Below are 14,686 nucleotides of genomic sequence, written 5' to 3' on the forward strand. Positions count from 1 at the left end.
TCACATACGAGAATGATGCTTTGTCCAAGCTGCCGGCATCAAATCAAAGAAACGTTCGTTTCGAAGATGAGCTTTTTGATGATTTGTTTGATTCCACTGTTGGTACTACTTATTCAGATGAAAGGTGCTTCACCTATGTTAAAATGGCCCATCTTATTAGGATGGATCTTGCTGAATTTTTATGTACTTCAGCCAATCATTCATCGGTACGAGCTTAGAGATAAGCGTTGAAAGCCCAGCAGAAGGGCTTTTTTTTATGAAAAAAAGAAGTGCGAAGAGCAGCACTTCTTTAATGGTCTATGACGGCATGATAGGATGTCAGATAGGCAGGACGAGAGAAGATGGAGCCAGTATCCTCGTGCGGCTGAAAGAATGCTTCTGACTCTTGAAAGTCTTGAAATAAGTCTTCAGATTCCCAAAGGGTCAAAATTAAGTACACTTCTTCATCCTTTTTTGGTCTTAACACACGAAGCGCCTGAAAGCCGCGCTGGTGCTCTGATATGTTTGTTTTTTTCTGAAAGGTGGATTCAAAAAGTGCTCTGCTTTCGAGCTTTACAGGGATATGATTCAGCGTGACAAAGCCAGATTGGACGAGCTCACCTTTTGTATAAATCACATCATAGGAATGGGGTGCTTTAAAGACTGTCTCACCCTCCGTTTCATGAAAAAGAGCCGCTTGTTCCTTACCGACCGTATAAAGCAGATTTTCAAGATGATGTTTTTTTGCGATTTTTTGCAAAAAGTCTGCTGTTCCATATGTAATATAGAAATTCATCTAAACCGCCTCCTGCTTGATAGTATAACAAAAGAATGATATATAATTCTTTGGTAGTCAATCCATAAAACATATTATGAAGCAATACATCCCATACTATCCGTATAAAGGAATGAGGTGACCTAATTTGAAGAAAAAGAAGATAATCATTCCATTAGTCATTGCAGGAAGTACAATCGTGCTTTCATTTATTGGCTATCTGACCATTTTATTTTTAGGACATTATGTCATAGATGAGAAGAAGCTCGTTTTTCACGCTTCCTCGAAAATCATTGATCAGAATGGAAAAGAACTCACAAGCATGTATTCAGAAAATCGGGACCCTGTGTCATTAAAAGAGGTCCCAGATAAAGTGGCGAAAGCTTTTGTTGCTGTAGAGGACAAGCGCTTTTATGAGCACCACGGAATTGATGCACAATCGATTTCAAGGGCGGTTTATCGAGATATATTAGCAGGTGGAAAGGTAGAAGGCGGCAGTACCATCACCCAGCAGCTCGCCAAAAATATCTTTCTCACAAATGATAAAACGTTTCTTCGAAAAACAAAAGAAGTCATTATTGCGATCAATTTAGAAAGAGATTATTCAAAGGACAAGCTGCTTGAAATGTATTTGAATCAGCTTTACTTTGGTCATGGCGTCTATGGGATCCAAGCAGCGGCCAATTACTATTTTAGTAAAGATGTAAAAGATCTCACTGTCAGTGAAGGAGCTACACTTGCTGCCATGCCAAAGGCACCTTCAACGTATTCCCCTGTTCTACACCCAGATAAAAATAAACAAAGACGGGATACCATCCTGAATTTAATGAATGAACAAGGATATTTGTCTTCTACAGAAACAGTTGAAGCAAAAGGAAGAACACTTGGTATTCATTTAAAAAAGAAATCAGAAACCCCTTGGGTGGACAGTTATGTAGATCTCATGATTAAAGAAGCAGAATCACAGTATTCGATTTCGCATGAACAATTGCTTCAAGGCGGCTATACCATTACGGTACCAATCGATATGAATTTGCAAAAAGTTGCCTATGATGCGATGAAAAACAATCGTTATTTCCCGGGAAAAAGCGGGTCACCTGAAGGAAGCGCTGTGTTTATTGACAACGCATCTGGTGGTGTAAAAGCAGCAATAGGCGGACGAGAATATCAGGCAAGAGGCTATAACAGAGTCACAGCTGTTAGACAGCCTGGTTCTGTCTTTAAGCCGATCGCAGTATATGGTCCAGCGATTCAGGAGAAAAAATTCAGACCATATTCACTGCTTGAGGACAAGGAAAAAAGCTATGACGGCTATTCTCCAAAGAACTACGATGGACAGTACGAGGGCAGGGTCACGATGGTAGAGGCTCTCATGAAAAGTAAAAATACATCTGCCGTATGGACGTTAAGCCAGCTTGGCATCGATACGTCTAAATCCTATCTTGAGAAAATGGGGATGGATATTTCGGATAAAGGACTTGCCATAGCGCTTGGCGGTTTAGAAAAAGGGGTTTCTCCGTTGCAGATAGCTGGAGCATTTCATACATTTGCAAATGAAGGCGTCTATAAAAAGCCGTTCTTCATTCAAAAAATCACGAATGATGATGGAGAAACCGTTGAAAAAAATCGAAACAAAGAAGAACGAGTGTTTAGCGTACAAAATGCTTGGAATATGACAAGAATGCTTCAACAGGTCGTCAAAGGCGGAACCGCTCAGAGCGGATCATACGCTGGAGATTTGGCTGGTAAAACAGGCACAACTACGTATGCCGGTGTCAAAGGGGCAACGAAAGATGCTTGGTTTGCTGGCTACACGCCTAGTACAACAGGGGCAATCTGGATGGGGTATGACAAAACGGATAACAGTCATTATTTAACTGGCGGCAGTCAGTATCCAGTGCAGTTAATGAAAGATATTTTAACGACAGCCCAAATAACCAATGAAACATTCCAAAAACCAGAGGGAATTAAAGAACTTCAATCGCCAATCCATTTAGAAGGACTGTCAGGCTTTGAAGCACGTTATGCATTTAAAATCAAAGGGCTCTTTACATTGGAGCTGTCATGGGATGAACAGGAAGACAAACGCGTTGAATATCGTATTTATGAAAAGAGAAATGGAAGCGAGACCCTGATCGATTCTGTAACGGGAACAAACAGCTACACAATGCCGTATGCAAATGTGTTTTCAGATGCGCAGTATAAGGTTGTTCCATACAATACTCAAACACAAGAAGAAGGCGAAGGTAGTGCTTATATCAAGCCAGAGGCTTTTGGACGTTAATATTCGGCGATTTTTTGAACATTGAGCCGCTTTAGTATACCGAGCCTTGAAAAAGCGGTATAGTAAAAGCAGTGTTTGAGCCTTATACAAAGAGAGTGTGAGGCGAAAGGTGGAATGAAAGGTAATGGGAAAAACGAAGGCTTTTAATGACACGTTCTTAAAGGCGTGCAAAGGGGAAAAAACAGACCATGTACCGGTTTGGTATATGAGACAGGCAGGACGCTCGCAGCCTGAATATCGTGCCCTTAAAGAAAAATACGGGCTATTTGAAATTACGCATCAGCCAGAGCTATGTGCTTACGTAACAAGACTTCCTGTAGAACAATATGGTGTAGATGCCGCTATTTTATATAAAGATATTATGACGCCGCTTCCAGCTATTGGAGTGGATGTTGAAATTAAAAATGGAATTGGACCAGTGATTGACTCGCCTATTCGGACAAAGGCAGATATCCAGCGTCTTGGAGAGCTTCATCCTGAAGAAGACCTGCCGTATGTGCTTGATACGATCAAGTTGTTAACAGAGGAGCAGTTGAATGTTCCGCTGATTGGTTTCGCAGGCGCACCTTTTACGATGGCAAGCTATATGATCGAAGGCGGTCCATCTAAAAATTATCATAAAACAAAGGCGCTCATGTACAGTGAGCCAGAGACATGGATGCTTTTGATGAATAAATTAGCTGATATGACAATCACATACATACGCGCTCAGGTAAAAGCAGGCGTCCGAGCATTTCAAATCTTCGACTCTTGGGTTGGCGCTTTAAATGCAGCAGATTACCGGACCTTCATTAAGCCTGTCATGCAGCGTATTTTCACAGAGCTGAAGTCTGAAAACGTACCAATGATTATGTATGGTGTCGGTGCGAGCCATCTGGCGAAAGATTGGCATGACTTGCCGCTTGATGTCGTTGGACTGGATTGGCGTATGAGTATAGACGAAGCGCGAAAAGAAGGCTTAACAAAAACGTTACAAGGAAACCTTGATCCAACGATATTACTTTCTCCTTGGGAAGTGATTGAAGAAAGAGCAACAGCGATTTTAGATCAAGGGATGAAATCAGATCAATTCATCTTTAACTTAGGTCACGGGGTATTTCCTGATGTCTCACCAGACACGTTAAAGAAGCTGACAGATTTTATTCACGATTATTCAGCTAAACATAAAAAGACATCCATCTAAATGATTTCAAATGATCTGAAGGAGTGTTGGTTGTGGAGAAAAAGAAAATGGGGCTACTTGTCATGGCATATGGCACCCCATATAAAGAAGAAGACATTGAACGTTACTATACACATATTCGTAGAGGCAGAAAGCCAGAGCCGGAGATGCTGCAAGATTTAAAGGACCGCTACAAGGCAATTGGCGGCATTTCTCCTTTATCAAAAATTACAGAACAGCAGGCAAATGGCTTGTGTGAACATTTGAATGAGATCCAAGACGAGATTGAATTTCATGTATACATTGGGTTAAAACACATCGAGCCTTTCATTGAAGATGCGGTCGCTGATATGCACCGAGATGGCATCACAGAAGCGGTGAGTATTGTCCTTGCACCGCACTTCTCCACATTTAGTGTGAAATCGTATAACAAACGTGCACAAGATGAAGCAGAAAAGCTTGGCCATCTGAACATTACTTCTGTTGAAAGCTGGTACGATGAACCGAAGTTTGTGGACTATTGGGTGAAACAAGTGAAAGAGACGTATGCATCTATGAGTCAGGAAGAAAGAGATTCAGCAGTGCTGATTGTGTCTGCACACAGTCTTCCTGAAAAAATTATTGCAGCAGGGGACCCATACCCTGATCAGCTTGCACAATCTGCAAAAATGATTGCTGAAGGTGCAGGAATTGAGCATTATGAAATTGGCTGGCAAAGTGAAGGCAATACGCCTGATCCATGGCTTGGACCAGACGTACAGGATCTCACACGTGACCTATTTGAACAAAAAGGCTATAAAACATTTGTATACGTGCCTGTTGGATTTGTCGCTGATCACCTTGAAGTGTTATACGACAATGATTATGAATGTAAAGTCGTCACGGATGAAATTGGCGCAGCCTACTATCGTCCAGAAATGCCAAATGCGAAACCAGCATTTATTGATGCACTGGCAGCAGTCGTATTAAAGAAGCTTAATGAAAGCAAGTAATCATATAAAAGAAGGCGATCCTATGCATGACAATCAAAAACACCTTGTCATCATTGGCGGTGGCATCACGGGTTTGGCCGCCGCCTTCTATTTGGAAAAGGAAATTGAAGAAAAAGGCCTTCCTATCCAAATATCTCTTATTGAAGCGAGTCCTAGGCTAGGTGGAAAAATTCAAACATTATATAAAGACGGTTATATCATTGAACGTGGACCCGATTCATTTTTAGAAAGAAAGGTTAGTGGACCCCAGCTGGCAAAAGATGTTGGTCTATCTGATCAGCTCGTCAATAATGAAACAGGGCAAGCGTATGTATTAGTCAATGAAACCCTTCATCCGATGCCAAAGGGCGCTGTCATGGGCATTCCAACTCATATCAGTCCTTTCATTACAACTGGGCTTTTTTCAGTTGCCGGAAAAGCACGTGCAGCGATGGATTTCGTTTTGCCAAAAAGCAAACAGACAGAAGATCAGTCTCTGGGGGAATTTTTTAGAAGACGTGTGGGTGATGAAGTGGTGGAGAATTTAATTGAACCGCTACTATCAGGCATTTATGCTGGTGACATTGATCGCCTGAGCTTAATGTCTACCTTCCCGCAGTTCTATCAAACAGAACAGAAGCATCGCAGTTTGATTCTTGGGATGAAAAAATCACAGCAGCATGCAAAAGCGCAACAAGTGACAGCGAAAAAGCAAGGACAGTTCCAGACAATCAATCAAGGGCTGCAAGCACTTGTTGAAGCGGTCGAAAGTAAACTCAAGCTGACGAAGATTTACAAAGGGACAAAAGTGACCCAGATCGAAAAAGCCGAGGGAGGCTATGGCGTTCAATTAGACAGCGGTCAAACGCTTTTTGCAGATTCTGCCATTGTGACAACTCCTCACCAATCGATCTATTCCATGTTTCCAAAAGAAGCAGGGCTTGAGTACTTGCATGACATGACATCGACTTCTGTTGCAACAGTTGCACTCGGATTTAAAGAAGAGGATGTTCACAATGAATATGATGGTACTGGTTTTGTCATCTCAAGAAATAGTGATTTCTCCATTACAGCATGTACGTGGACAAATAAGAAATGGCCTCACACTGCACCTAAAGGAAAAACATTGCTTCGTGCATATGTTGGGAAAGCTGGCGATGAATCAATTGTTGAACAGTCTGATCATCAAATCGTGAGCATCGTGCTGGAGGATTTGAAGAAGATCATGGATATTAAAGCAGATCCAGAGCTGACGACAGTGACTCGCTGGAAAACAAGCATGCCGCAATATCATGTGGGTCATCAAAAACAGATTTCGACGATGCGAGAAACGTTTAAGCAATCATATCCTGGTATTTATATCACGGGTGCTGCATTTGAAGGTGTTGGGATTCCTGATTGTATTGATCAAGGAAAAGCTGCCATCTCAGAAGCTGTATCTTATCTATTTTCATAAAAAATAAACTCCCTTTTCTGTCATGGAAAGGGAGTTTTTCATGTTCGTATGTTTAGAAAAGAGTGGTGAATAATAAAATTGAACAAAGTTGTTGCATCTGACGAAAAAGATGTGGTATATTACTTTCTGTACTTAATGACCGAAACGTTCAAATAGTCATTTTGGGAGTGAGATCATGAGTGTTGATAGGAGACAAATGATTTTAGATGGAGCAACAAAGGCATTTACCCAGTTCGGGTATAAAGCCACGACAATGGACCTTGTAGCAAAGCTTGCCAACGTCGGAAAAGGAACGATTTATACCTTTTTCAAAAACAAAGAAGAGCTGTTCGATGAAATTTTCACATCACTGTTAATGGAGATGAAGAAAATTGCAGATGAAGCAATAGATGAGAAGAATAGTTTCTCTGAAAACCTTCACTTAGCACTCTTTGCAATATTAGAATTTCGAAAAAACCACCAGCTTACAATTAAAATCTTTCAGGAAAATGCGGAGCTTGGCACATCAGCAGTGAAAGAAATGATTGAAAAAATGGAGCAGATGATCATTCGCTATATTAAAGCAAAAGTAAAAGAAGCGATTGAAAAAGGCGACATTAAGCCCTGTGATCCTGAATTGACGGCATTTGTGATGGTGAAACTATATATTGCACTTATTTTTGACTGGGAAAAGCGATATGAGCCTTTAACAAAAGAAGAGGTCGCTGAATCGCTCGAGCTTTATGTACTAAAAGGACTGTCTGCAACAACCTAATTTTTTTTAAGTTCAAATGACCGAATTCTTAATTTAGTCATTCATCAATGGGAGGAAAACAGCAATGAATGTAATTCGGAATCAATGGAAAGACATTGTGACGAGCAAAAAACTACTGATCCCGATTTTAGCTGTCTTATTTATTCCACTGATTTATAGTGGTGTATTTTTAAAAGCTTACTGGGATCCATATGGTACAGTTGATCAATTACCTGTAGCGGTTGTCAACTTGGATGAAGGCAGTCATTATGACGGCAAAACCCTTCAAGTGGGCGATGATTTAGTGAAGGAATTGAAGAAAAACGATAGTTTTAAATGGCATTTTGTTGATAGTGAAGAAAAGGCCATCAAAGGGTTAAATAACGAAGACTATTATCTCGTCGTCGAGATTCCGAAAGATTTCTCGAAAAATGCGAGTACAGTACTAGACAAACATCCGAAAAAATCGAATCTGAAATATTATACGAATCCAGGCGCAAACTATGCTGCGTCTCAAATTGCGAATAACGCCATTATCAAATTAAAAGATTCGGTTTCAAAGGAAGTCACAGAAAATTATGCAGAGGTCATCTTTGATAACTTCAAAACGATTGCAAAAGGATTAGATCAAGCAAGCGATGGAGCGAAGAAAATTGATGACGGAACAAAAAGCGCAAAAGACGGTAGCCAAAAGTTAAAAGACAATCTGGCGAAATTGGCAGAAGGAACGTTAACGTATAGCGAAGGTGTTCATCAGTTTGCAGGAAAAATGGGTGAACTGAACACTGGAATTCAATCTCTTGATAGCGGTCTTGGTCAGCTCTTAACAGGCTATCAAACGATTGATCAGAAATTTGGTGAGCTTGGCACAGGAATTGATACATTGACCGAAGGGTTAAACACAAGCCGTGAAGGACATGAGCAGCTTTCTTCTAAAATGCCGCAATTTACAGCAGGCATTGAGCAGCTGAACAATAAAGCACAGTCATTTTCAGAAAAAATCGCTGCTGTGGAGAAAGTATTGTCTTCACCTGAATTAGCGAATCTTGAAAAGATGGCGCCTAAGATTGATCAGGTGAAAAAAGATGCAAAAACGTTTAGTACCAAACTTGCTTCTTTAAAAGAAGCATTATCTAATCGAGATGCAAAAGTAAAAAGTATTATTCAAAACAGCTCGATGACAGATGAAGAGAAAAAGGCGGCAATGGATCAGCTAGACAGTCTTCCTACAATCGAACTGCCTGATTTGTCTGGTCTTGAGCAAAGCTTAGCGGCGCTGCAGGAACTGCCTGACGCAAGTGAAGTTCAGTCTGCGGTTGCATCTGCAAAAGCACAGCTACAGCAAGTCAAGCAGCTGCCAGAGAAAACAGAACAGCTGTATACATCGACAGTCGCCATACAAAATGCGATTGATCAAATGACATCCGGTACGAATAAATTGTATCAAGGTGCACTGAAGCTTCAAACGGGACAAGGGAAATTACAAGATGGCCTGCAAACAGCAAATGGAAAGCTTGATACAGCGAAAAGTGGTGCGGATAAACTGGCAAACGGATCAAGTCAGCTTAGTGCAGCATTGAATAAACTAGAAAGTGGATCAGCGAGTATCCAAAGCAACTCTTCTAAACTAGCTGAAGGGTCAAAATCCCTTGATAAAGGATTAGGTGACTTAAAAAGTGGGACTGGAAAGCTTTCTGATAAGCTAAAAAGCGCTGCAGATGAAACAGGAGACATTGATGCGGGGCAGGACAACTACAATATGATTGCAAGCCCAGTCAAAACAGAGAATGATACAGCGAAAAAAATTGATAACTATGGAACAGGGCTCACACCATATATTTTATCAATGGGACTCTTTGTTGGAGCTCTTATGCTGACTGTTGTATTCCCAATGAAAGATCCTGCAGGACGCCCTAGAAATGCGTTTGAATGGTTTGTCAGCAAATATAGTGTGCTTCTCTTAGTCGGTATCTTGCAGGCAGTGATTGCAAGCACCATGCTGATCTTTGGGCTTGGACTTGAAGTGGAAAGCCTCTGGCGCTTCTATCTCTTTGCAATCATCGTCAGTCTGACATTCCTAGCGATCATTCAGCTTCTTGCGACGACGATGGGGAATCCAGGACGCTTCATTGCCGTCATTATCTTGGTTCTTCAGCTTGCAGCAAGTGCGGGTACATTCCCGCTTGAGCTTGTACCAAAATTCTTCCAAGTCATTCACAGTCTGCTTCCAATGACGTATACCATCAACGGATTTAGAACGATCATTGCAAGCGGTGATAACAGTTATTTATGGCACCAAGCAGCGATTCTTGGAACAGTAGCCATCATCATGATGGCTGCAACAACAGCATACTTTGCTTGGAACATAAGAAAAATGAAACAAGAAGAAGCTTAATTGAAAAACCTTTCTCTTTCATGAGAAAGGTTTTTTTGATTAGAAATTAGACATCAGGAACCCGAAGCGATATATTTTAAGAAGGATGCTGAAAAAAGGCATGCTTGGAAAGAATTTCTTTTAGATGAAGGAGGATATGCCGAATGACAACGGAAGTAAATGAAACGGTTCAGCTTATTCAAAAGCTTGTGTCAATCCCAAGTCCATCAGGAAATACTGAGAAAGTGATTGGCTTTGTCGAACGTTTTTTACAAGATTTACATATTGAAACGAAGCGAAATCGAAAAGGCGGATTAATTGCCACCCTAAAAGGAACAGATGACAAGGAACACCGCATGCTGACAGCACATGTCGATACGCTCGGTGCGATGGTCAAAGAAATTAAATCAAATGGCCGGCTGCGTCTTGCACTCATTGGAGGCTTTCAATATAACTCGATAGAAGGCGAGTATTGTGAAATTGAAACAGTAATAGGCCGTACATACACAGGTACCATTCTGATGCATCAAACGTCCGTTCACGTATATGAGGATGCTGGAAAAGCGAAGCGAAATCAAGAAAATATGGAGATTCGCTTAGATGAGAAAGTGAAAAATGCAGACGATGTGCAAGCACTCGGCATTCAAGTAGGAGACTTTATCTCATTTGATCCTAGAGTGGAAGTGACGTCTTCAGGTTTTATTAAATCAAGACACCTTGATGATAAGGCAAGTGTGGCGTTGTTGCTGAGATTGATTCACCGCATTCAAACAGAGAACATCACATTGCCGCATACGACACATTTCTTAATTTCAAATAATGAAGAAATCGGATACGGTGGGAACTCGAATATCCCGGAAGAAACGGTGGAATATTTGGCCGTTGATATGGGAGCCATCGGTGACGGTCAATCAACCGATGAATACAGTGTGTCGATATGTGTGAAGGATTCTAGCGGTCCTTATCACTATGGTCTCCGCAAACATCTAGCAGCATTAGCTGAGGCAAATAAAATCGATTACCGCCTTGATATATACCCTTATTATGGCTCAGATGCGTCAGCAGCGATTCGAGCAGGGCATGATATCATTCATGGACTGATTGGACCTGGCATTGACTCTTCGCATGCCTTTGAAAGAACCCATGAAGACTCATTGATTCATACAGCCAATCTACTGTACCACTATGTTCAAAGCAAATTAATCACAGTATAAAAAAAGAACCCCCATCGCGGGGTTCTTTTTGATTAGCTTGAAAGTTGTGTTGGCTCAGGTACATCTTGTCCAGTCATCACGCGGTGTCCTTTTTCAGGGTCATATTGCCCTTCCCATTTAGACATCACGACAGCTGCAAGTGCATTACCAGTTAAGTTGACAACGGTTCTTGCCATATCCATGATACGATCAACACCTGCAATAAAGGCTAGACCTTCAGCAGGAACACCGATCGTTCCAAGTGTTGCAAGTAATACAACAAAGGATGTACCAGGAACGGCAGCCATTCCTTTTGATGTCACCATCAGTACAAGGATTAGTGTGAGCTGCTGTACGATTGTGAGGTCAATGCCATATACCTGCGCTAAGAAAAGCGCCGCAATGGCTTGATACAAGACGGAGCCGTCTAGATTAAACGTATAACCAATTGGGATAACAAAAGAAACAATTCCTTTTGGACACCCGATGCGCTCCATTTTATCCATGACTCTCGGTAAAACTGTTTCAGAGCTGGATGTACTAAAGGCGAGAAGCATTTCGTCTTTCATGTAAGCAAGAAATCTGAAAATATTGACGCCAATCATCTTTCCAATAATTCCGAATACAACGATAAGGAAGAGAGCGAGCGCAAAATAAACAAGACCTACGAGCTTACCTAATGAAACAAGAGATTCAAGACCAAATTTTGATACTGTCACACCAATGAGCGCGAACACACCAAATGGTGCAGCTTTCATCACAACATTGACGACATGGAACATCGCATGTGACACACCTTCAAAGAAGGCGAGCACTGGTTTGCCGCGTTCACCAATTGCTGAAACGCCAAGTGCGAATAATACAGTGAAGAAAATAATCGCAAGCAAATCACCTTCCGCCAATGATTGGAAGAAGTTCGTCGGAACGATATGAAGGAACGTATCAGCAACTGATTTACTGCTTTGTTCTTTTTCCGTTTCAACATACTGGCTAATATCCTGTTTTTCTGTATGTCCAAAGTCAACGCCTGCACCTGGTTGAACAAAGTTCGCAAGCACAAGACCAAGGATGATCGCAAACGTTGTGATAATTTCAAAATAAAGAATGGTTCTAAAACCAAGCTTCCCTACTTTTTTACCATCACCCGCACCTGCAACACCTAAAATTAAGCTAGATACGACAATCGGAATGACAATCATCTTAATGAGTCGTAAGAAGAAGTCTCCAATTGGTTTTAAATATGTCTCAACACCAGGGTTACCGAAAAAGATCGCACCAACCACGACACCGAGAATAAGACCGATTAGGATTTGAGTAGCTAATCCAAATTTTAATTTTTTCATAGATTTCCTCCCTAACATATTCATTAAAGGAATATTCCCATTATATTAAGTTTTAATATATGAATTAAAGTATAACTAAAATTAAAGAGGTTCGTCCACGATTAAATTATATTAAGAAAATACAAAATTATTTGAAAAAATGGACACTTCGAACCCCCTTCGTTGTTTTAAGTCAATAAAAAGTGCCTTCAGAACTAAAAGTCATCATATGAAAATACTAAAAAACCCTTCTGTACCAAGGGTTTTACCTTTTTACCTATTTTTCAGAAAAAATAAAAAGCACTTTTGACTCCAACTGACGAAGGAGGAAAAAAGTGCTTTTTTGTTCTATTTATTTCCTTATTTAAGATAACTTACTTGTGAGCATTCCTCACATTCATTACCGTAACACTCGTGCTGTTCCATTAAATCATTTCCACATTTTGTGCATTTTTTTGAAGGCAAATTTCTAAAAAACTCAGTGATTTTTCCTAGCATTTGTCATCCTCCAATACGTTTTATTGCTATCATTGTATTATAACAGATTGGTAATTGTCAATCTGTTTTGTAACAATAGGCAAGAAGAATGCTTTTTTTATGAAAAATGGGTATATTGTAAGAAGGGGATTTTTTGAAAAGGAGGAAATATGACGATGAAATTAACCGTGATTGGCTGCTACGGAGGATTTCCAGCAGCTGGTGAAGCCACATCAGGTTATCTTTTTGAATCAGATGGTTTTCGTCTGCTTGTCGACTGCGGGAGTGGAGTTCTGTCAAAGCTTCAGCAATACATTGATATAGAAGAACTAGATGCTGTACTCCTTTCTCATTATCATCACGATCATATTGCAGATATCGGACCTCTCCAATATGCGAAGCTAGTGGGTTATCATTTAGGAAATAGCAGTGGTCCGCTGACGATCTACGGACATACCGGGGATCAAGCAGCATTTCAGCGGCTCTCTGATGATGTACATACAAAGACAAAACCTTATCACCCAGAAGAGGGCATTCAAATCGGACCATTTCAAATTGATTTTTTGAAAACGGTTCATCCGGCAGAATGCTATGCGATGAGAATTCAGGCAAATGAGGCTGTAGTGGTGTATACAGCTGACTCCAGCTATCAAGATGCATTTATCCCTTTTAGCAAGGATACAGACTTACTTATTGCCGAAAGCAACTTTTACGCCGGACAAGACGGATCGGGTGCAGGACATATGAACAGTACTGAAGTAGGGAAGCTGGCTAGTGAAGCAAATGTTGGGGAGCTCATCATCACCCATCTGCCTCATTTCGGTCGGCATAAAGACCTAGTCAATGAAGCACAGGCGTTATATACTGGCAATATACAGCTTGCCCATTCAGGGCTTAGATGGAACAAGGAAGGAAGATAAAGATGCTGTTTATCGATAACGAGCAACATTATGACCCAATGATTAATTTAGCAATTGAAGAGTATTGCTTAAAATATTTAGATCCAGAAGAAACGTATTTGCTGTTTTACATCAACCAGCCGTCTATTATTATTGGAAAGAACCAAAATACAATAGAAGAAATCAACACAAAATATGTGGAAGACAATGGCATCAAAGTCGTTCGCCGGTTATCTGGCGGTGGTGCGGTTTACCATGACAAAGGAAACTTGAACTTCAGTTTTATTACAAAAGACGATGGGGACAGCTTTCATAACTTTAAAAAATTCACCGAGCCAGTCATCAAAGCGCTTGAAAAGCTTGGCGTCAAAGCGGAATTAAGCGGCAGAAATGACATCATGGCAGATGGACGTAAAATCTCGGGGAATGCTCAATTTGCTACACGAGGACGTATCTTCAGTCATGGCACCCTATTATTTGATTCAGAAATCGAACATGTTGTCTCGGCATTAAATGTGAAGAAAGAAAAGATCGAATCAAAAGGGATTAAATCCATTAGAAGCAGGGTCGCCAACATTAGTGAACTGATGGATCAAAAAATGACAACAGAAGAATTTAGAAAAATTCTTTTAAGCTATATTTTTGACACGAACGGAGACGTGCCTGAGTATCAGCTGACAGAAAAGGATTGGGAGAAGATTCATGAGATTTCTCGTGATCGATACCAAAAATGGGAATGGAACTACGGCCGTTCACCTAAGTTTAACTTGCAGCACTCTAAGCGTTTTCCAGCTGGATCGATTGATCTTCGATTAGAAGTGAAAAAAGGCATCATTCAAGACTGCAAAATTTTTGGTGACTTCTTCGGTGTAGGGGATATTGCTGATATTGAGAAACGACTCATTGGGCAGCAATATGATCGCAAAACCATTAGTGATGTATTAGAAGACATGGATATGCGCCATTATTTTGGTAACGTATCAAAAGAAGATTTTCTGGATTTGATTTATTAAGCAAGGACAAGCACGGCTAGAGATAGCGGTGCTTTTTCTAATGAAAGG

At 40.7% G+C, this 14,686-nt stretch carries 12 protein-coding genes; 9 read left to right on the plus strand and 3 right to left on the minus strand.

The window, feature by feature from the left end; genetic code table 11:
- Nucleotides 1-289: 289 nt before the first annotated feature.
- The gene (locus NST09_RS05120; protein WP_125589131.1) at nucleotides 290-775 is read right to left on the minus strand and encodes an antibiotic biosynthesis monooxygenase; all 486 of its coding nucleotides are present in this window, start codon (nucleotides 773-775) and stop codon (nucleotides 290-292) included.
- Nucleotides 776-902: 127 nt separating this feature from the next.
- Between NST09_RS05120 and NST09_RS05125 the strand changes: the two genes are divergently transcribed.
- The 7 genes from NST09_RS05125 to NST09_RS05155 all read left to right on the plus strand — a co-directional run bounded on the left by NST09_RS05125 (nucleotide 903) and on the right by NST09_RS05155 (nucleotide 10,948).
- Complete coding sequence (locus NST09_RS05125) at nucleotides 903-3,038, plus strand: transglycosylase domain-containing protein (protein WP_065460077.1); 2,136 nt, start codon at nucleotides 903-905, stop codon at nucleotides 3,036-3,038.
- A 124-nt stretch (nucleotides 3,039-3,162) separates the two neighbouring features.
- Nucleotides 3,163-4,221 carry a uroporphyrinogen decarboxylase gene (hemE, locus tag NST09_RS05130; protein WP_008348864.1) on the plus strand — a complete coding sequence of 353 codons (1,059 nt, stop codon included), beginning with the start codon at nucleotides 3,163-3,165 and terminating at the stop codon, nucleotides 4,219-4,221.
- Between the two features lie 32 nt (nucleotides 4,222-4,253).
- Nucleotides 4,254-5,192, plus strand: a complete 939-nt coding sequence (gene hemH, locus NST09_RS05135; protein WP_017366949.1) for a ferrochelatase — start codon at nucleotides 4,254-4,256, stop codon at nucleotides 5,190-5,192.
- Between the two features lie 22 nt (nucleotides 5,193-5,214).
- Nucleotides 5,215-6,627, plus strand: a complete 1,413-nt coding sequence (gene hemY, locus NST09_RS05140; protein ID WP_342493408.1) for a protoporphyrinogen oxidase — start codon at nucleotides 5,215-5,217, stop codon at nucleotides 6,625-6,627.
- Between the two features lie 175 nt (nucleotides 6,628-6,802).
- Nucleotides 6,803-7,381, plus strand: coding sequence for a TetR/AcrR family transcriptional regulator (locus NST09_RS05145; RefSeq protein ID WP_057079743.1), 579 nt, complete (start codon nucleotides 6,803-6,805; stop codon nucleotides 7,379-7,381).
- A gap of 64 nt (nucleotides 7,382-7,445) precedes the next feature.
- The gene (locus NST09_RS05150) at nucleotides 7,446-9,755 is read left to right on the plus strand and encodes a YhgE/Pip domain-containing protein (RefSeq protein WP_048002573.1); all 2,310 of its coding nucleotides are present in this window, start codon (nucleotides 7,446-7,448) and stop codon (nucleotides 9,753-9,755) included.
- Nucleotides 9,756-9,898: 143 nt separating this feature from the next.
- Nucleotides 9,899-10,948 carry a M42 family metallopeptidase gene (locus NST09_RS05155; protein WP_116306665.1) on the plus strand — a complete coding sequence of 350 codons (1,050 nt, stop codon included), beginning with the start codon at nucleotides 9,899-9,901 and terminating at the stop codon, nucleotides 10,946-10,948.
- A 32-nt stretch (nucleotides 10,949-10,980) separates the two neighbouring features.
- On the opposite strand, the gene NST09_RS05160 is transcribed toward NST09_RS05155, so the two are convergent.
- Nucleotides 10,981-12,270, minus strand: coding sequence for a cation:dicarboxylase symporter family transporter (locus tag NST09_RS05160; protein ID WP_008348850.1), 1,290 nt, complete (start codon nucleotides 12,268-12,270; stop codon nucleotides 10,981-10,983).
- Nucleotides 12,271-12,609: 339 nt separating this feature from the next.
- A complete protein-coding gene (gene yhfH, locus NST09_RS05165) occupies nucleotides 12,610-12,747 on the minus strand; it encodes a protein YhfH (RefSeq protein ID WP_008359029.1) in 138 nt (45 codons plus the stop codon).
- 155 nt (nucleotides 12,748-12,902) lie between these two features.
- Here yhfH and NST09_RS05170 point away from each other — a divergent pair, with 155 nt between their 5' ends.
- On the plus strand, nucleotides 12,903-13,646 hold the full coding sequence (locus NST09_RS05170; protein ID WP_057079741.1) for an MBL fold metallo-hydrolase: 744 nt from the start codon (nucleotides 12,903-12,905) through the stop codon (nucleotides 13,644-13,646).
- Between the two features lie 2 nt (nucleotides 13,647-13,648).
- Nucleotides 13,649-14,638, plus strand: coding sequence for a lipoate--protein ligase (locus NST09_RS05175; RefSeq protein WP_008348846.1), 990 nt, complete (start codon nucleotides 13,649-13,651; stop codon nucleotides 14,636-14,638).
- The last annotated feature ends 48 nt before the right edge of the window (nucleotides 14,639-14,686 follow it).

Source organism: Bacillus sp. FSL W7-1346, from assembly GCF_038593335.1.
Lineage (GTDB): Bacteria > Bacillota > Bacilli > Bacillales > Bacillaceae > Bacillus > Bacillus altitudinis.